General features: G+C 68.6%; 18 protein-coding genes. 3 read left to right on the top strand and 15 right to left on the bottom strand.

What is annotated here, in order from left to right:
• The first annotated feature begins 116 nt into the window (after positions 1–116).
• The gene (locus ACTWQI_RS00605) at positions 117–1,385 is read left to right on the top strand and encodes a hypothetical protein (RefSeq protein ID WP_443267126.1); all 1,269 of its coding nucleotides are present in this window, start codon (positions 117–119) and stop codon (positions 1,383–1,385) included.
• Here the strand turns inward: ACTWQI_RS00605 and ACTWQI_RS00600 are convergent.
• The 4 genes from ACTWQI_RS00600 to ACTWQI_RS00585 all read right to left on the bottom strand — a co-directional run bounded on the left by ACTWQI_RS00600 (position 1,351) and on the right by ACTWQI_RS00585 (position 4,172).
• Positions 1,351–1,473 (bottom strand): hypothetical protein, encoded by a 123-nt coding sequence (locus ACTWQI_RS00600; protein WP_443266337.1) that lies wholly within the window; start codon positions 1,471–1,473, stop codon positions 1,351–1,353. The genes ACTWQI_RS00605 and ACTWQI_RS00600 overlap by 35 nt on opposite strands.
• A 48-nt stretch (positions 1,474–1,521) precedes the next feature.
• A complete protein-coding gene (locus ACTWQI_RS00595; protein WP_443266335.1) occupies positions 1,522–2,106 on the bottom strand; it encodes a hypothetical protein in 585 nt (194 codons plus the stop codon).
• The gene (locus tag ACTWQI_RS00590; protein WP_443266333.1) at positions 2,103–3,260 is read right to left on the bottom strand and encodes an ImmA/IrrE family metallo-endopeptidase; all 1,158 of its coding nucleotides are present in this window, start codon (positions 3,258–3,260) and stop codon (positions 2,103–2,105) included. The genes ACTWQI_RS00595 and ACTWQI_RS00590 overlap by 4 nt, the downstream gene beginning before the upstream one ends.
• 204 nt (positions 3,261–3,464) lie before the next feature.
• Positions 3,465–4,172, bottom strand: coding sequence for a type 1 glutamine amidotransferase domain-containing protein (locus ACTWQI_RS00585; RefSeq protein ID WP_443266331.1), 708 nt, complete (start codon positions 4,170–4,172; stop codon positions 3,465–3,467).
• A 124-nt stretch (positions 4,173–4,296) separates the two neighbouring features.
• Between ACTWQI_RS00585 and ACTWQI_RS00580 the strand changes: the two genes are divergently transcribed.
• Complete coding sequence (locus ACTWQI_RS00580; RefSeq protein WP_443266329.1) at positions 4,297–5,205, top strand: LysR family transcriptional regulator; 909 nt, start codon at positions 4,297–4,299, stop codon at positions 5,203–5,205.
• 347 nt (positions 5,206–5,552) lie between these two features.
• Here ACTWQI_RS00580 and ACTWQI_RS00575 read toward each other — a convergent pair whose 3' ends face one another.
• From ACTWQI_RS00575 to ACTWQI_RS00560, 4 genes are all read right to left on the bottom strand, one after another.
• Positions 5,553–6,080 carry a DUF6262 family protein gene (locus ACTWQI_RS00575; RefSeq protein WP_443266327.1) on the bottom strand — a complete coding sequence of 176 codons (528 nt, stop codon included), beginning with the start codon at positions 6,078–6,080 and terminating at the stop codon, positions 5,553–5,555.
• 29 nt (positions 6,081–6,109) lie between these two features.
• Positions 6,110–8,140 (bottom strand): tyrosine-type recombinase/integrase, encoded by a 2,031-nt coding sequence (locus ACTWQI_RS00570; protein WP_443266325.1) that lies wholly within the window; start codon positions 8,138–8,140, stop codon positions 6,110–6,112.
• 449 nt (positions 8,141–8,589) lie between these two features.
• Positions 8,590–9,723, bottom strand: a complete 1,134-nt coding sequence (locus ACTWQI_RS00565) for a tyrosine-type recombinase/integrase (protein WP_443266323.1) — start codon at positions 9,721–9,723, stop codon at positions 8,590–8,592.
• A 65-nt stretch (positions 9,724–9,788) separates the two neighbouring features.
• On the bottom strand, positions 9,789–10,889 hold the full coding sequence (locus ACTWQI_RS00560) for an RNA-guided endonuclease InsQ/TnpB family protein (RefSeq protein ID WP_443266321.1): 1,101 nt from the start codon (positions 10,887–10,889) through the stop codon (positions 9,789–9,791).
• A gap of 26 nt (positions 10,890–10,915) precedes the next feature.
• Between ACTWQI_RS00560 and tnpA the strand changes: the two genes are divergently transcribed.
• Positions 10,916–11,332, top strand: a complete 417-nt coding sequence (gene tnpA, locus ACTWQI_RS00555) for an IS200/IS605 family transposase (protein ID WP_443266319.1) — start codon at positions 10,916–10,918, stop codon at positions 11,330–11,332.
• A gap of 299 nt (positions 11,333–11,631) precedes the next feature.
• Here tnpA and ACTWQI_RS00550 read toward each other — a convergent pair whose 3' ends face one another.
• The 7 genes from ACTWQI_RS00550 to ACTWQI_RS00520 all read right to left on the bottom strand — a co-directional run bounded on the left by ACTWQI_RS00550 (position 11,632) and on the right by ACTWQI_RS00520 (position 17,985).
• Positions 11,632–11,928: a hypothetical protein gene (locus ACTWQI_RS00550; RefSeq protein ID WP_443266317.1), complete on the bottom strand. Its 297-nt coding sequence runs from the start codon at positions 11,926–11,928 to the stop codon at positions 11,632–11,634.
• 1,360 nt (positions 11,929–13,288) lie between these two features.
• Complete coding sequence (gene tgmC, locus ACTWQI_RS00545) at positions 13,289–14,419, bottom strand: ATP-grasp peptide maturase system methyltransferase (protein ID WP_443266315.1); 1,131 nt, start codon at positions 14,417–14,419, stop codon at positions 13,289–13,291.
• Positions 14,419–15,369, bottom strand: a complete 951-nt coding sequence (gene tgmB / locus ACTWQI_RS00540; protein WP_443266314.1) for an ATP-grasp ribosomal peptide maturase — start codon at positions 15,367–15,369, stop codon at positions 14,419–14,421. Before tgmB ends, tgmC begins: the two co-directional genes overlap by 1 nt.
• On the bottom strand, positions 15,366–15,677 hold the full coding sequence (gene tgmA / locus ACTWQI_RS00535; protein WP_443266312.1) for a putative ATP-grasp-modified RiPP: 312 nt from the start codon (positions 15,675–15,677) through the stop codon (positions 15,366–15,368). Before tgmA ends, tgmB begins: the two co-directional genes overlap by 4 nt.
• A gap of 282 nt (positions 15,678–15,959) precedes the next feature.
• Positions 15,960–16,364 (bottom strand): hypothetical protein, encoded by a 405-nt coding sequence (locus ACTWQI_RS00530; protein WP_443266310.1) that lies wholly within the window; start codon positions 16,362–16,364, stop codon positions 15,960–15,962.
• Positions 16,361–16,588, bottom strand: coding sequence for a hypothetical protein (locus ACTWQI_RS00525; protein WP_443266307.1), 228 nt, complete (start codon positions 16,586–16,588; stop codon positions 16,361–16,363). Before ACTWQI_RS00525 ends, ACTWQI_RS00530 begins: the two co-directional genes overlap by 4 nt.
• A 179-nt stretch (positions 16,589–16,767) precedes the next feature.
• Positions 16,768–17,985, bottom strand: a complete 1,218-nt coding sequence (locus ACTWQI_RS00520) for a helix-turn-helix domain-containing protein (protein ID WP_443266305.1) — start codon at positions 17,983–17,985, stop codon at positions 16,768–16,770.
• Positions 17,986–18,172: the final 187 nt, after the last annotated feature.

Here is an 18,172-nt window from a genome sequence, read left to right as displayed (position 1 = left end):
GTGGTATGCCGGCGGATGTGCGCGGCGGGAGCGTCGGCGATATGGCGGCGAGCGGGGGCGCCGGTGGCGGCGGCTCAGCGGCGGGCTCCGGCGACGCCAGCGCCGGGGGCGAGGGGATCGGCACCCGCCTCGCCGTTTTCTGCTCCGTCGCCGACCAAGGCGTGGCCGCGCTCACCAACATCGCGGTGCTCGTGGTCGCCGCCCGGCTGTCCAGCGCCGCCGGATTCTCCGTCTTCTCCCTCGTCTACACCGTCTTCACCGTGCTGCTCGGGCTGTCCGTCTCGTACGTGGGCCAGGCCCTCGTACTCGAGCGTGGCGCCTGGCAAGGAGTGCGGGCGGCGTGCCGCTCGGCGGTGGTCTTCACCGGCTGCGCCTCGACGGCGATCGGCGTCCCTCTGGCCGCCGCCCTCGCCTTCGTCCCGGGCGACACCGCGCGCGGCCTCTGCGCCCTGGGGGCCGTGCTGCCCATCGTCCTCACCCAGGACGGCATGCGCTCCTGCTTCTCCACCCTGCGTCTGCCGCACTACGCCCTGGCCGCCGACCTCGTAAGGCTCGCCGCGGCCGTTCCCGCTCTCGCAGCACAGCCGCCGGACGCCGGGCCCGCCCGCCTCGTGGCCGTCTGGGGTCTGTCCGCCGTCCCCGCGCTTCTCGTCGGGGCGGCTCTGCTCCTTCCCCGTCTCCGCGGCGTCCCCGCCGACCCGGTCCGCTTCCTGCGCCGCGGCCACCTCGGCAGGCGCTTCGTCGTCGAGTTCGCCGTGGGCAACGGGGCCGGCCAGCTCGCCGTCGTCGGACTCGGCCTGTTCGCCACGCCGTTGGCGGTCGGCGCGCTGCGCGGCGCGACCACCCTCTTCGGTCCGATGAACGTCCTGTTCAACGCCTGCACGGTCTTCGGGCCCCCGGTCCTGAACCGCTACCGGGACGCCTCGGACAAGGTCCGCGCCACCGCTCTCCTCGCCGCCGCACTGGCCGTGGTTGCCGCAGCCTGGGCGACGGTCCTGATCTTCCTCCCGGACCGCATCGGCCGGGAACTCCTCGGCGACACCTGGGCGGTCTCCTCCGCCCTCCTCCCGGCGACCGGCAGCCAGTACGCGGCCATGGCCCTGGGCACGTGTGCCCTCCTCACCCTCCGCGTTCTGCGGCCCCGCGCCACTCTGCCCCTCCAGGTGGTCTTCTCGCTCCTGTCGGTGGCGTGCCTGCTCACCGGCTACGCGGTGGGCGGGGTGACGGGCGCGGCCTGGGGCCTGTGCCTGGGCTCGGGCCTCAAGGCGGGTGCGGCGTGGACCCGTACAGTCGTCGTCCGCAGGAGCGGGAGCAGGAGCGGGAACGTCCCGGGGGGCGTCCGCCGGTGGGTCACCGGTCGGCGTGCAGAACGGCCCAAATCATGACGAAGGCCACGATGTGAATGGCGGAGAAGAAGTAGGCGACCCGCCACCACAGGTGCCGGGAGGCCTGCTTCTCGTCGGAGGAGTCCATGAGAGTGCGGTCACATCCTGTCGTCGGGCCTTCTCGCCCGACCCTAGTTCAGCTCAGCAGGTCCTCCGGAGCGGCGGGGAGCCGGTGCAGGTAACGCCCGGTGCCGACCATGTCGGTCAGCAGCCGGTAGCCGTCGGCCGAGGAGAGAAGCCCGCGCCGGACCCCGATCCGCACGAGGTCCATCGTCTGGAGAGCGGCGATGCCCCGCCGTACGGCGTACCGGAAGGCATCCCGGTCGTCGGTGATCCACCGGGACCCGTGGAACTCGTCCCACCGCTCGATGACATGGCACGTCTGTGCCTCACCGAGGTGCTGCAGCGGGCGGGACCGGCTGCCGCCGAAGACCGCGCGCCGGACGGTCTCCACCCGCCGGACGTCGGCGGCGTGCGAGATCTCCACGGGGTCGCCGAGCCAGCCGCCGGTGAAGACCGTGGTCATCGCCGGCAGATGGCGGGCGGACCGACGGGCCTCCAGCGCCACGGCCTCGGTCCACCGGCCCCGGCTGTCCAGGATCTTCTCCAGCAGGTCGACGCGCTGCACCGCCGCGAAGTTGCATAAGACCGTGTTGTCCGGGAACCACCATGGGGGCACGCCCGGGGGGACCCTCACCCGGCGGTAGCTGGGGGAGCTCATGGGGTGAAGACCGGCTCCCCCGTCTCCGTGGCGGGAGGCGCCGTATCGGCTGCCGGTTCGAGCAGCTCGCGAAGGTCGTCCACATCGCTGCCGAGCAGTGCGGCCAGCGGGCGCAGGGTGGTCTCCCCGGCCTGGTACGCGGAGAAGAGCCCGTTCACCAGCCGGACGGGGGGCTGGGCGGTATTCGACGCGGCGGCCTGGATCATGTACGCGTCGATCGCTCCCGCCCGTTCATGGCACGCGGTCGTCGTGAGCCGGCGCAGCCGGTTCCGGTGCCGGTCGTCGATCAGACCGAGGACATGCAGCCGGGCAGCCAGGGCGCTCGGTGAGACCCGGTAGCGCGTCACGAGGCGAGCAAAAGCGCCCTCGTCCGGCGCTGCCGGGACATCCGACCGGAGGTCGCCCTCCGGCATGAGCACCGCCGCGGCGAAGGCGTTGGCCCGGATCTCGCTCGGCTCCTCCGCCAGACCGGGCGCCATCCCGGACTCGACCAGCAGATCCTGGGCATCCCCGGCCAGCACATGCCCCAACTCGTGGGCCAGGGTGAACCGTTGCCGCGTCCACACCGGATGCGTCCCGAGGATCACCAGCCGCAGCCCGTCGGCCTGCCACGTCAGACCGTCCAGGGCGCCCGGGAGTTGGGTGACGGCCACATCAATGCCGAAGACCTGCGCCCAGGCGGCGATGAGCCCGCTGAGATCCAGCTCCGCGAGCGCCGGCACGCCCGCGTCCTGGAGCGCGGCGAGGACTGCTCGGGCCAGCTCCTCACCCTGTTCGTGAGGTGTGGTGCCGTCCGCCGGTGCGGCAGGCAGGTGCGGCAGCTCGGGCGCGCGACCGAGCAGGGAGAGCACGTCGTACGCAGTGGTGTACCGGCCCGCCAGATCCTCGATCGCCCGCGCGTCGGGCGCCGCCGCGGCCACGGACCGCGCGGCGAGCGCGGGCTGGGCGGGGGCGCGTCCGGTGAGCAGCCAGTCGACGGTGACGTCGCCCGCCTCCGCGATGAGCGCGAGCTCCAGCGAGGTGAAGCGCCGCGCTCCACCGAGCGACTTCGACAGCTTGTCGCCGGTCATCCCGATGTCTTTGGCGAACGCCGCCTGGCTCGCCGCCACCCTGCTGATGACCGCCCGCACCCGGTCGGCCAGAGTCTCGTCCATACAGCCAAGCTACGCCCGCCTTGCGAAAATCGCAACGCGCGCCCTGGGCTTCGCAGTGCCACTCCGCACTCAGGGACGCAACTCCCTCCGCGGCCGGGGCCGGGCACGACCTCCCGACGCGCCCGGCCCCGAAGGGCACGTTGTCGCTCGCAGCTGGGCTGCCGCCCGCTCGCGGCTCTGGCTTCCCGTGCCGACTACTCGTGATCAGGCGGTGCTGCCCGCCCGCAGGGCCTCGATCACCTGCTGGGCGGTCTCGACGCTGGACTGCGGGTTCTGTCCGGTGATGAGGTTCCCGTCCACCACGACCTTGCTCGTCCAGGCAGGACCCGCGTCAATGACGGCGCCGAGCTCGCGGAGCCTGCTCTCCACGAGGTACGGGACCGCGAGGCCGCCCTGCCGCTCCTCCTCGTCGCTGAAGGTGGTCAGCCGGCGGTCGGCGAAGGGGAAGCCGCCGTCCTCGGCGCTTGCGCTGAGCAGCCCCGCGGGGCCGTGGCACAGCGCCGCGACGGTCTTCCCGCGCCGGTCGGCATCGGTGAGCAGACGGCCGAGGTCCGCGTCGCGTGCCAAGTCCTCCATCGGGCCGTGGCCACCGGGGATGTAGACGGCGTCGTAGTCGCCGACCGTCACATCGGCCAGGGCCAGCGGCTTCGCCAACTGGTCGGAGATGGAGTCCAGATAGGCCCGGAACTCCTTCGCGGCGCTGGGGTCCACGCCGCCGCGCTCGTCCAGGCTGATCGGGTCGACGGTGGGCCGTACGCCGCCGGGGGTGGCGATGTCCACCTCGACACCGGCCTCACGCAGCACGCGGTGCGACGCGGCGACCTCCTCGGCCCAGTAGCCGGTGGGGTGGGTGGTGCCGTCAGCCAACGTAAGGCTGTCGGCGCCAGTGAGGACCATCAGGATCCTTGCCATGGCGAACCTTCCTTTTCCTGCTCTCTCACCTGTGCGGTCTGACGTCCAGTCCAACACCCGCAGCCCTCGGATTCCTCCGGTAACGTGGCTGCTGTCATCAGATTTCTTATGGCAGGAGGGTTGCGTGCCGGACCTCGACCTGCTCTCGACGTTCCTGGAGATCTACCGGGGCGGGTCGATCACCGCCGCTGCAGGACGGCGCGGACTCACCCAGCCGGCGGTCAGCGGACAGCTCGCCCGCCTGGAGGAGCAGCTCGGCGAGCCGCTGTTCGTACGCTCGCGCCGGGGCGTCATCCCCACCGAGCGTGCCGACGACCTCGCCCGGCGTATCGGCACGCCGCTCGATGAACTGCACCACGCCCTCGCCGCCACCGACGACGACCGGGCGGTGTACCACGGCACGGTGCGCCTGGCCGGCGCCTCGGACCTGATGGCCGCACGCGTGGTGCCCGCGCTCGCCCCGCTGAGTGCCCGTGGGCTGCGGCTGAGGATCACCCTCGGCCTCGCGGAGGACCTGCTCTCGGAGCTCGCAGGCGCGCGTGTCGACCTGGTGGTGTCAGCGCTGCGGCCGCGGCTGAAGAACGTGGTGGCGACGCCCCTCGCCGACGAGGAGTTCGTGCTGGTGGGATCACCCAGCCTCGCCCGCACGATCGACCCCGAGCGGCTGTCCACGGAACCCCTCCAGGCACTGGCGCACCTGCCGCTGGTCGGGTACGCGGAGGAACTGCCCATCATCCGCCGTTACTGGCGCAGCGAGTTCGGCCGCCGTCCGCCCAACCCGGTCGCCCTCACGATCCCCGACCTGCGTGCCGTCCTGTCCGGTGTGGTCGCCGGCGCCGGGGTGTCGGTCCTGCCGCGCTACCTGGTCGAACCGGCGCTTGCGGCAGGCTCGGTGGAGATGCTGCACCAACCGCAGGTGCGCCCACTGAACACCTTGTACCTGGCAACCCGCGTCGGCGGCCTCGCCAATCCTTCCGTGGCGCTGGTCCACCGTCACCTGACGGAACGCTCGCGCGAGTGGGACTTCCTTTGACCTCCTCGCCCACGTGAACGTGGGCGATTCCCTCCCTGGCGTCCGTTGTCACGGTTCGCCTTGAGCTGGGTTCCTGCTTCCTCCCCACGCTGGTGGGTGTTGTGCGCGCTGCCGGGGCAAATCCTGGTCTTACGTGCGCTCTGCAGGCGTTTACCTTGCCGGTTACCCGGCAAGGGCCCCCGGTCCGGGGGTGGGTGGTACTGCTCTATGCGGCGCGGATGCGCCTCCCTTCGTACTTCACGTTCTTCGCCGCATTGTGGTCGCGGTCGTGTCGGGTTATCTCTAGGCGATCTCTCGTTTCCGCAGGTGGGATGACCTTCCGTGATGTGATGCACGTGGGTTAGGTGTCAGTTCTCCCTGCGGATCATCTTGCGCAGGCTCTGGCGTGACGCGGCGAGATCGTCCTCCAGTTCGGCGACGTGCTCGCGGAGGGCCTGGTTGTCCGCCTTGGCCTGTGTGAGCTGGTGGGAGAGGTCGTCGCGTTCCCGGGAGAGCTGGTCGATGGTCTCGATCAAGCCGGAGTTGTCGTGCTGCTCCAGCTCCGCGCCGAGTTGGAGCCGAAGCCGGTCGCGGAGTTTGTCGCGCTCTTCTCGCAGTTCCTTGATCTGCTGGCGGGCCAGGGCCAGGTCGGTCATGAGGCTGTCGGGGCTGACCCGGGCTGCGGGCGGAGTTTCGATCCCGTGGTCGATCTGGTCCTGTCGTGCGGCCTCGACGTGCTCGCGGACGCCGGCGGCATAGACGAGCCAGGTGGAGACGCCGGCTGCCTTCGCGACGCTGGAGAAGGTGATCTTCATGCCGTCGCGTTGCATCCTGGCCAGTGCGTCCAGGACGTGTGCTCGCTTCTCTTCGCTGTCGCGCTTGCGTGCAGCTTTCATCGCAGTAGTGCGGGTGTTCTCGGGCGAGGTCACGGCCTCTCCTCGCGCTGGTTGATCACGGTGAGGGGAAGCAGTTGGTGGGCAGAGGTGGCCCGTGCCTTGCGCAGGGTTCTGCTGGCTTCCTCGATTTCCTGCCGCTCTTCCTCGTCCAGTGAGGCGAGTTGGCTGCGCATGGTGGCGGCGGCCTCGCGGAAGCTGTCGATCTGGGCGGTGAGGTTGTCGAGGACGAACGGTGCCGCGCCGATCGCGTTCGCGGTCTCGCGGTCTGACTTGAGGCTGCGGACGTGGTCCTCGATGGCGGGCAGGTAGGACGGGTCGGGCCGGTAGAAACTGCAGCCCGAGCATTGGAAGCGGATGGGGCAGGAGCCGCCGCCGGCCTTGACGTTGCTGGGCTCGGTGCAGTTCCCGAAGGGCACTGCGACGGACCCGATCTCGTAGCGGTCGGCGGGGAAGGGGGCGGGGTTGCCGAACCGGTCGACGGCGAGAGGTGCCATGGCCTGGACGGCTTCGCGCTTGCGCTTCAGCGTTACCTGGTAGTAGCCCATCGTGGTGTCTACCGACTTGTGGTCCATCAGGTCGCGGAGCACGTCCACTGGCACTCCGGCGTCCGCGTGCCGCTGGGCATAGGTGTGCCGGAACGCATGCGCTGTGATCAACGACCGGTCGAAAGGCAGCGGCGTCCCGTCGGGGCCGATGACCTCACTCTCAAGCTGCGGGATGGAACGGACCCAGTCTCGAAGAACGGCAGCCAGGCTGTCGCCCCGAATGTGTCCCGACCCGCGGGCCAGGTGCATGGAGCTGGGGAAAAGCCAGGGTTGGGCAATTCTGCTCAGTGGAAGTGCAGCCCGACATTCCTCCCATTCCAGAATCAGATCAGCGAGTTCGCGAGTGATCGGCAGGCGTCTGCCATGTCGACCCGCCTTTCGGTTGTCATAGACCAACTCCGGATTTCCGTCGGTAAGTTCGAGGCATCCGGTCTTCAAGGTCACGACTTCACCGAGGCGGCGCCCCGTGTCCCGCAGAACCGCGTAAGCGGTCTGGTGGAACCGCTGCGATGTCTCTGCGCTCCACCCGCGATTGCTGCCGACCAGCAGGTGAAGGTTGGCATCGAGCTGCCGGACGACGTTGTCGGGCAGGGCCCGTCCTGCCTGCTCTTCGTTGGGGTCGATGAGGGCGACGCGGTGGTGACGGGCTCGGCTGAAGGAGCCAGGAACGTCATCAAGGAGTCCGCTGGAACGTGCGAAGTCCAGGACGCTGAACCATCCCCCCAGGAATCCGCTGAGGCTGCTGGCTGCATAAGGGGATCCGTCATCTTTGCGGGCTTGCTTGATGGCCTGGACGACAGCGGTCATGTCGGCGCCGGTGAGACGGGAGGGGGTTTCCCCGCCGCCGGGCCTCCGGGTGAGTGCTTCTGCCGCGATGGTGAAAGCTCTGAGGTTGATGCGCAGTGATTGCACGTCGGGACGGACCGACCGTGCCCACTCCTTGAGGACCTCACGCAGCCACTTCTGCCGCACGGTCGTGAAGTCGATGGTGCCGCTCACCGTGTCGTAGCGCCGATGAGAGGCAGCCCACAGGCCCATGGCTGCAGCGTCCCAGACATCGTCCAGACTCGGGTCGTCCCCGGAGAACTGCCGATGAGCGTTCTCGGTAATTCGTTGCATTGCTCCCAGCAGCGACCGGCCGGCTTTGCTGTTGCGGACGCCGCCGAAGTCGATCGCCGAGATGTCCAGCCCGCATAGTGTCTCCGCGTCAGCCAGGTGCTGCACCACGAGCCGGACAGCAGTCGGATCGAGTCGGTTCCCGGCGCGTTCGCGGTCCTGAAGGGCGAACAGGATTTCGGTCCTGACGATCGGAGACAGACCTCCCAGCCAGAACTGGTGGTTCCGCAGGACCGGAGCAACGGCAGGCGCCGAGTCGGGAGGCCCCTGGTGACGAGATACATGCGCCTGGCAGAGCTGATGGGAGACCTGCTCGCGGTTGCAGCCGATGACGATGCAGAAGCCTCGATGGGGCAGGGGTTTCGGTGCTGATTCTCGCTGCCAGTCCGCGACGGTCAAGCCCGGCACCTTCCGGGCCCACCTCCGGAAGGCAACCTCGTGCGCATTGCACATTCCCTTGCCCTGGGCTTCCCGTTCGCATTGACCAGCAGCCCCAACGACCAGGCACCGAGGCTGTTCCGGACTCCCTACCAACCTCTTGGCCCGCGAGGGCTGGTGAGTGGCATCGAACTCGTCGCCCGACATCTGAGCCCCGCGTGCGTCGCGAGCGCACGAGGCGCAACGGCCACCATTCACCCGGACCAGGGTGGGGCAGACAGCAACGCGGCACTGCCAGATCATCGTCCAGTCGTTCGCGGGATCGCCTTCGAACAACAGCCGGTCGGCCTGCCACTCACCGGGACGCCAGGCCGGATCGAGACGTTCCCCAAGCCAGGACAGCCAGTCCTTCTCCTGCCCAACAACGGGTGCCGCCTCACGCGGCTGCGGGACGAGGGCCAGGCCGGCGTTCAAGAAGCGGCCTCCGTCCGCTGGGCGGCGACTTTCTCGACGGCAGCCCGCTTGTCCTCGTCACTGGCATGGAGGTAGACGGCGGTCGACGAGGGCGACGCGTGACCGAGGAGCTGCTGGACGACGTCGATCGCGACGCCGGCGCGGACCCAGGCGGTGGCAGCGGTGTGCCGGAGCATGTGCGGGCGGACCGTGAATCCGCAGCGGCGCGAGAGCCGGTCGAACATGTCCTTGGCGGCCTGGTAGGACATGGCGCGTCCGCGAAGTCCGCTGTAGAGGTTGATGAACACCATGTCGTTCGCATCCGCGGTCGGCTGGTCATCTCGCTCGTAGGCGTACTCGGCGTAGGCCGCTACGACGCTGTGATCGACGGGCACCGCCCGCGGAAACCGGGACTTGGCCAGGGCGCCGTTCAGGTTGTCCCGGCGGTGGCGCACGTGGATGTGGGCGCCGGCGACCGTGCAACCGAGGGAGCGCGAGTCGGGGAGGAAGTGCATGTCCTGGCGGCGCAGCCCCAAAGCCTCGCCGATCCGGATGCCCGTGCCGAGCATCAGCATGGCCATGAACCGGTCCCGGCTGTTGCTGCAGGTCTCGACCACGGTGGAACACTGGTCGGCGGTCAGCGCTTCGTAGGGCTTCTCCACCTCACGGACCTTGATCGCCTTGGCCCGGACCACGCGCCGCTGGTCGTTCTCGCCGGGGTCAAACCCGGACGGCAGAGTCGTGAGATAGCGGGTCTCCGACATGCGGTTCGCGACTTCTTGGGCGATCACGCCATGGGCCGCGCAGTAGCGCAGGAACTCGACGACCGCGGTGATCGTCGCGTTGATGGTCGCCGCGCTCCGGGGACGCCCGTTGCCGCCGGGGGTGGACTCGAGCCAGAACCGGAACCGGGCCATGGACGCCAGCGTGATCGTGCGCCAGTCCACTGCGTGACCGGAGCACCAGGTCAGGAACACAGCCAGTCGGCCGGCGTAGACCCGCAGCGTGTTCGGGGACCGGTCGGCCCCTTGGAGGACGGTCAGCCAGTCGGTGGCCTCGGGATGCAGTTGAAAGTCTTCGTCCAGAACGACCCACCGGACTCTCTGTCCTTGAGGAGAGATCGCTCGTTCGGCATGGAATCGGATGCTCATGACCTGACCAACGTGCCTCACGCCTATCGGATACTCGTGAGACACGAAGGTGGGACACAACGAACTTACGTCCCTAGAACCAGATCCTGCCTAGAGATAAGTCGGGTGCCGCACCGGTCGCAGGTCCATGCCCGGATGTGCAGTTGCTTGGGTCCGTCGCGACGCCCGCAGGCGGAACACACCTGGGAGGACGGGAACGCCTGGTCCACCTTGGTGAGGGTGCGGCCGTACCTGGCGGCCTTGTACTCCAGCATGTTGACGAACGTCGACCATCCCGCGTCGTGCACGGACTTGGCCAGCCGGGTACGGGCAAGACCCTTCACACTCAAGGTCTCCACGCTGACGGCTTGGTTCTCGCGTATCAGCTTGGTCGAGAGCTTGTGGTGAAAGTCCTTGCGCGCGTCGGCCACCTTGGCGTGTGCCCTGGCGACTTTGACCCGCTGCTTGTCGCGGTTGTTCGAGCCTTTGGCTTTGCGGGACAAGCGGCGCTGCTCACGGCGGAGTTTCTTCTCGGCCCTGCGCAGGAAGCGAGGGGACTTGATTCGTGACCCGTCGGCCATGACGGCGAAGTGGGTCAGGCCAAGGTCGATGCCCTGGTCTCCTTCGGTCGGGGGCAGGATCTCGGCCGCCGGGTCGCTCTCCACGAGGAAGCTCGCCCAGTACCGGCCGGACGAGTCTTTGATCACGGTCACGGTGGACGGCACGGACGGCAACACGCGGGACCAGCGGACCTGCACAGGGCCGATCTTGGGAAGATTCAGCTTCCCGTCGGCTGTGATCGACCAGCGGGCATTGGCGGTGAACCTCACGGCCTGCCGATTGTCCCGCTTCGTCTTCATGCGCGGCTCACCGATCTTCGGCCCCTTGCGAGTGCCCTTGATGCTCCCGAAGAAATTGGAGTACGCCGTATCCAGATCCCGCAGGGACTGTTGCAGCACCACAGCGGACACCTCCCCGAGCCATGCCCGCTGTGGGGTCTGCTTCGCCTCGGTGATGAACCGCTTCGACAACTCCGCCGACTTCGGATACGGCAGGCCCGCGGCGCGCGCGTCCCGCCGTGCCCGAAGGCAGTCGTTCCACACCACCCGTGCGCAGCCGAAGGCCTGGTTCAGCGCGATGCGCTGACCGGGGCCCGGCTCGATACGGAAGGCGTAACGAAGCTGCATGCTGATCACCGTACTACGGTTGGTTTATGGCTCAGTACGGAGAGATCAGAACTGGCAGACACTGTGCGTTTCTCATGCACGCGCACTTGGTTTTCGTGACGAAGTACCGGCATAACGTGTTCACCGACCGGCACCTGACGCGATGCGAGGAGATCATGCGCGACGTGTGCGCGGACTTCGAGACCAAGCTGACCGAGTTCAACGGCGAGACAAACCACGTGCATCTGCTGGTCAACTTCCCGCCCAAGGTCGCTGTCTCCAAGCTGGTCAACTCCCTCAAGGGCGTGTCCTCCCGCCGTCTTCGGCAAGAGTTCCCCGACCTGGCACAGCACTACTACCGCGCGAACAAGCTGTGGTCCGGCTCGTACTTCGCCGGGTCCGTGGGCGGAGCCCCGCTGTCGGTCGTCCGTCAGTACATAGAGCAGCAAAACCGTCCACTCTAAGGCGCACCTCAGAGCACTTCTCAGAATCGCTTCACCACCGGGCTGAAGCCCGGCGCACTGCGGTTGATCCCGGTAGCGGCCCTGGCCAGGCGAGAGTAAGTGCTCTTCCCAATGCCTAAGAGGGCGGGCGGGTTTCGGCGGCCTCACCCCCCAAGAGGGGCTCAGATGGCTACGGGGACTGCTGGAGGCCGTCTCCGTGGGGAAGCCCGGATACGCCTCCGGGGGCGCCGAGTCAAGGGGGCGAAAGGGCCCCGGGGGCTCATCGCTCCCGGGGCCGCCGTCACAGCACCCTTATCGGATCAGTGCGTGATCAGGTACCACGCTCCGCTCCCCATGAAGGTGCTCGTTCCGGCGATCCACCGGAGAAGCTTGGGGGAGATGTACAGGCGCAGCTCGAAGTGCCCGTCGATGTTGATGTCGAGCTTGCGGCGACCGTCGTCACGGTCCCTGGTGTCGGGCCTGCCGGGGGGATTGCCCCCGGTGCCACGGGAGTTGATGTCCGGCCTCACGGGAGGGTTGCTCCCGTTGTCGCCGGTGCCGACACCGCCGGGAGACGCGCTCCCGTGCCCTTCGGGCTCGCGGTGGACAGTGCTCATGGGTCTCCTAGAGGGGTTGTGTGAAGTCGGGCCTGTCGGCCGAACTCCGGTCTGACGAGGGGAAACCGGTCCGCGTCCAGCTCCGGCCAGGGAGGCGCGGACCGGGTGGTGCTGTGCGGGTAATGGGGGGTATACGCCAAGCGGATCTGCGAGTGCAACTGATGTGACCCTTAAGGTTGTTCACCCGCACGGACGGCGCTATCAGGGGGCAGGAGTACAATCGCGCCCTGACACGAGGGCCATATGGTCAGTTGATGGATGATAGCCGCCCAATACGCCACTCTTACCCACGGGTATATTGGTGTATACCAACCGAACTACCCTTAAGTAGCGGCTACTTGAGGCCTGGCCGTACGGCTGCGGTATGGCCTTTATCTCACTCTGCGATACGCCGAACATGGGCAAAGTCGCCAATCTCCGACTGCTCGGGAGAGTCTTGGCGTCAACCCCATACTTGGTCAAGAGATCTTGAAATCCATCAACACCGTGCACCCAGATCGTTTGCACCTTCACAATTTGCAAATGGAATGTGCTGGGTGCGTGTCAGTCGATGGGCCGCGCGCAGGCCTGCTCGTGACTGCCTGTAATCCGGGACTGAATAGGTGGCGGCTTACGTGAATGTGATCCGGCCGCTAATGGGGTGCCAATCGATTGCCAACGAAGGGCGCATCTTCGACCGCGCACGACTTGTCGACATACCGATTCGTCAGCCGTATCTGGAATGGACTCCGCCGCCCCTCCCTCTGGCCGGAGCTAGGGGCGGCGGGCCTCGTCAGACATGGAGACCACGCCTGAACATTTTCCTGCGAGGCTGGCAGGAGGGCCGAGATCAGCACGTGTGAATGTGCAGGCCATTCCTCCCAGTTCCGGGCCGAGGATAGTGATTCGACGTCCTTCACGGGAGCCGTACAACTCGCATGTGAGTGTTATTTCAAACACGTGTTGTGCATTCCCCACAGCTCGGGCCATAGATAGCTCCACTATGGCTGTTGCGCCGGAGCCGCCGCATCTTCTACGGCTGGGCGCCGCCTGAGGGTGCGCTGTGGGTGTGAGCTCAGAGGCGTGGAAGCGTGCCGGCTTGGACTGTTTGCACAGTCCACGGCAACCGCCCAAACCACCTCATACGGCCGTAGTGCAAACGCCAGTGGCGAATCCCGTGCCGTGACACTCCCGTCACGTTGTCGGCCCTCCCATTGGGGACACGGATGGTGACGGGCACTGGTTCATGCACCGGCCCCGGTCGGCCCACCGCCGCGACACGGGGGTCGGGCCCGGCGACGCGTGCTCGGGCGAGTGTCGGCCGTGCCCGTAGTGCGGAGTCACGCGGGCCGCGGACGGCCGGGGCTGGTCTTCGACGGGATCAGCTCGACCAGGCGATGGTTTGGCCCTGCGGGGTCACCATGACCTCGAACTGGTCCAGGTCCGGTGCGCCGTCGGAGCGCCATTGCGTCACGCGCTCCTCCACTGCGTCCCAGAGGAGGGTCGGGCCTCCTTGCCGCACCGTCCAGTCGTCTCCGTCCTTCGCGAGAGCTGCCCAGGCGCCGGCCTCGACATCGATCAGGACGTGTTCGGTCCGGCCGTTCCGGGACAGGCTGATGCGCTGGGCGCGGGGAGCGGCCAGCTGCGCGACGAACCGCGTGTTCCAGTCGTCGAGGACATCGGCACCCAGACGGGCGCGGCGTTCCTCCCCGCCGTCCAGGTTGGGCAACATGCCGAGCGGCGGCGGCAGCTGGGGGCGGGCGAGCATGAAGGAGATCTGCCCGCCGAGCAACCGGCCGCGCGCCGTGCCGTCCTCCTCGACCGTGAGACGGGCCAGTTCGGACGAGTACAGCCAGCCGCACAGGGTCGCCAGGATGACCCCGCCCGGCTTCGTCTGCTCAACCCAGGTGTGCGGCAACTTCAGCACGCCGCAGGTGGCGACCAGTCGGTCGTACGGTGCGCTGTCCTTGTGCCCGGCCAGACCGTCGCCGACGACCAGCTCGGGAAAGTATCCGCAGGCGCCGAGGGCAGTGCCGGCCCGGCGGGACACCTCCGGGTCCACCTCCACGGAGGTCACCTGTTCGTCGCAGAGCCGGTGGCAGAGCAGGCCGGTGGAGTAGCCGGTGCCGGTGCCGATCTCCAGCACCCGGTTACCGTCCTCGACCTGGAGGTCTTCCAGCATGCGTACGACGAGGTTCGGCATGGTGCTGGACGAGGTGGGGGCGCGCATGATCTCGCCGCGGATATCTCCGGGCACGATCGTGCCCGCGATCTGGGTGACCAGCGATTCGTCGACGTAACAGCGCTTCAACCAGCCGTCAGTGTCGGGCAGCACCGGTCGCCAGGCAGTTGGCGCTGAGCCCTGGACCTGCTCGAAGAATCCGCCGCGCAGGAACTCATGGCGTGGGACGGACTCAACGGCTTCTCGCCACGGCTCGGTGCGCAGTAAGCCTCCCTCGGCCAGGCGATCGGCCAGCGCTCGGCGCAGCGCGGCGGAGTGGGTCTGGGTCATCAGGGGGTCGTCCTTTCCAGCAGGTCGGCCATGGCCGCGAGCATCGGCAGGCCGGTCTCTGGCTCCAGCCAGTACCACTGCCCGGACGGGTTGCACTCCAGGAACCACCATCGGCCCTGGCGGTCGATGGCGAAGTCGAAAGCGCCGAAGACCAGCCCGAAGTGGGCGAGATAGGCGTACAGGGCCTCGGTGATGCCCGGCGGCTGTGTGGCCACGGAGTAGCGCACGTGGCTGTAGTCGGTGCGCCAATCCAGCAGGTCGGAATCGATGCGTACGGCGAACACCTGTCCGCCGATCACGGTGACCCGTACGTCCGCGGACTTCTCCACGCGCTGCTGGAACAGGTGCGCGGTGCCGGAGACCGCTTCGTCGATGTCCTCGTCCGCGACCTCGGCAACCTTCACCGTGCACGAGACGCCGTGGAGGCGGTACAGGGGCGCCGACAGCGGCTTGTAGATCACCGGGCCGTGCCGCTTGATGAAAGCCCGCGCGGCGTCCGGGGCTGAGGTGACCATCGTGGGCGGGAGACGGAACCCCACGCTCGCCGCAGTGGCCAAGCCGGACGGTTTGAACTCCGCGTCCCCGATGCAGTGCGGGTGGTTGACGTACAGGCATCCCGGCAGCGACGCCAGCACGCCGCCAAGCCCGTAGCGGGCCTGGGTGAGCGCGAATCGGGCGTTCTGGTCATCGAGGTGGGGGAAGGTGAAGCCGGAGGGCCGGCGGTAGTACAGGGACCGGACCCGGGACAGGTCGGCGGTCCGCGACGGGGTGGACAGCGTGCCCTCCACGCCGTTCGAGGTGATCACGGCCGCGACCGACAGGGCGTGGGGGAAGTCCCCCGAGTCGAACCGCACGACCGGGACGCCCCGGTCGTGCAGCTCGTTGATCACCACGTCGGCCGTGGGGTCGTCCAAGTTGGTGGCGACCAGCACCGGACCGAGATCGCTCACTGGTCGGAGTCGTTCCCCGTGTCCTGGTCACCGCCGCCGCCCCCACCGGGGCCGGCGCCGTCGGACGGGTTGCCAGTGTTGGTCGGCGGGTTCGTACCGGTGCTGGTGCCGTGTCCCGGCATCTGCAGCACTTTGCCCTGAGCGTCGAAGTAGCGGGCGGTCTGGGTGGCCGGGTCGAGCTCGGTGCGCGCGTAGCCTGGGGCGAACGCCGGATAGGGGGCCATACGCCGTAAACCCCAGGGCACCGAGGTAACGGCGCCAGACGGCAGCGGCGTCCCCGTCGGAAGCCGGTCGGAATGAGCGAACATCGTTCCTCCTTCGTCGATCGGACCATCGATCCCCTGCCGGGCTCAGCGCGCAGGCAAGAACTCCGCGCCCGGCAGGGGGCATTCGGGCCCCCGGCCGCCGACCTGTCCAGGGCTCTGGGGCCGGGCCGGGGGCTTATGGGGTGCCCGCTGTTTCGGTGTCGGGCTCGACGACGGCGTGAGGCCGTAGGCTCGCAACAGGCGTAGAGCATGCCGCCGGGCCGCTCCCGGTCTCCACCACCCGCACGAGCCTCGCCCCCTCCGCGTGGCCCGCGTGCCAGTGGCTCACGACGCCGCCACCCGCGGGCCGAGCGCCGCCAGAATGGCGGCAAGCAAGGCGTCCGGATCGGTGAGCAGCCGGTGCGGCCGCGGCGGGACCAGCCACCACAGGGCGGTCTCCCGCAGCGTGCCAGGGATGAGCACCTGGTGACCGTCGTCGAGGATCTCGATGCCGTGAACCAGCGGCAATTGCCAATTGGCGGCTGAGTCGTTGGGAATGAGCCAGTACATGCGGCGTGTGTGCTGCTCCTCGACGACAGCACCGGTGGCCTTCCCGAGCTCGTCGAGGACACGGCGGCCCCAGCTGGAGGGCATGCGCACCACGTGCCACCCGATCGCCCCGCAGTGGGCATTGCGGACGCCCGCAGTGCGCGGGATCCAGTCGAGATCGAAGGCCTGGGACTGGTTCACTGCGCGCTCTCCTGGTTGGCCTCGTCAGCGCAGGCCAGGCGGCGGACGGAGGCGGGCGGCAGGCCCGGGCGCTCCTCCAAAACCCACGCCCCCTTGGCATGCTCCTCGTCTGGGTGCGTCGAGCCGGGCTCGCGGAGGGGCGGCTCCGAGGGGATGCCGACGGCGGCGTCAGCGAGTGCGGCGCGGCGGGCGCGTTCCCGTGGGCTTCGGCGGGGCGTCGTCACGTTCGGCTCCTGTGGTCTGCATGGGACGCGGCGCCGAGCTCGACCTATGGCCGGGGGTGCGAGGACGGCGTCGCCTCATGCAGATCACGCTAAGGAGTCGCGCGATCACGGGCCAGTGACAGAGTTCCCCAGTCGATCCATCAATTGCCACTTAACTAGGACGCGTTGTCCCAGACGGGTCACAGGGTCGGGTCGACGCCGAGACGAGCCGCGAGCCCGCGGAGCGGGGTGTTGCGGCGCCGCTCTGACTCCAGCATCTCGCGCACGGTGGCCGCGGCAAGGGTCTGGTAGCGGATCCACTCCGGCTGATCCTGCTCGACCTCCAGCAGAGTCTCCAGCGCGCCGTCGCTGTCGCCGGTCTGGTACTTCGCGTGCGCCACATCGACCCGGTGGGCCGCGCTGTGTACGGGGCGGGAGATCGCGGAGACGTCCACGCGAGCAGCGAGGGCGAGGGCCTCGGCGGGTTCGTTCTCCTCCCCGGCGAGGGCGATGTTCACCTGCTGGGTCTGCACGTCTACGGGCGAGAACGCCGTGCCGTACACGCGCACGGGCCCGGACCGGACTGCCGCGCTCTCGGCCAGGTTCAGCAGCTGCTTCGCCTCATTCCGGTTCCCTCGTCTTGCGGTGGGTGTGGCGGCTGCCAGCAGCAGATTTCCGTACACCGCCAGTTGGGGCTTCGTGGCCCGCCGGAAGGAAGTCTCCAGGGCGTCCGCTTTCCGCTCGGCGACCTTCTGCGCTTGCTCCCAACGACCCTGCCGCAGTAGCACCCAGGAGAGCGTCGAGACGCCCATCCCGGCCATCAGCGGGTCGGACGCCCGCTCGGCCGCGGCGAGCTGCTTCTCGACCGCCTGGAATGCCCAAGAGGCATGCCCCGCCTGCATCGCAAGGGACGCTGCGAGCTGGTACGCGAGAGCGAGCTGCTGCCATACCCGGTCGGCCGCGCTGCCGGTGGCCTCGCGGGCGGCAGTCCGACCATCGCGCAGGATCAGCGGCAGCGTGCCAGCGAGTTGGCTGTAGCCGCCCCGCCAGTACAGGGAGGTAGCCGCGCGCACAGCAGCGGTCCACTCGTCGGGTGTTGGCGGCCCCTCCTCGATGTCGTCGGAGAGCACGCCGGGCAGCGAGTCGATGTCCTGGATCGCGTCGCGGAGGGCCAGCAGGCCACCGTCGTCAGGGAGCTGTGGTGTCACGGTGGGCTGACCCAGGAGCCGTTCGAGTTCGGTATCGAGGGCTGAGGCGAGCGCGCGCAGGGTGTTGATGCGCGCGGACTGCCGCTGTCCCTGCTCAAGCTTTCGGATCGTGTCGACATGGACGCCAGCGCGGGAGGCCAGCTCCTCTTGCGTGATGTCGCGGAACTCTCGGAGCGCGGCGAGTCGGTCGCCGATGCTGCTCGTGGACATGTGCACCCCCGCGAGAAGGTTTGCTTCCACGCTACGGCACGCGGGGAAGAGCCGTACGCGCTCGGTCACTCTGCGCCCCAGGCATGACGGAAGGCCCCCTGACCGGCCCCGTAGGCCAGACTGGGGCCTCTCGCGCACCACGTCGCCCGAGGATGTGCACCAGGGACCATGCGGCGAAGCTCATCCA

This window comes from Streptomyces sp. KR80 (assembly GCF_052245555.1).
Classification (GTDB): Bacteria; Actinomycetota; Actinomycetes; order Streptomycetales; family Streptomycetaceae; genus Streptomyces.
The sequence above is the reverse complement of the archived record's forward strand: the minus strand, read 5'-3'. Positions and strand labels throughout refer to the sequence as shown.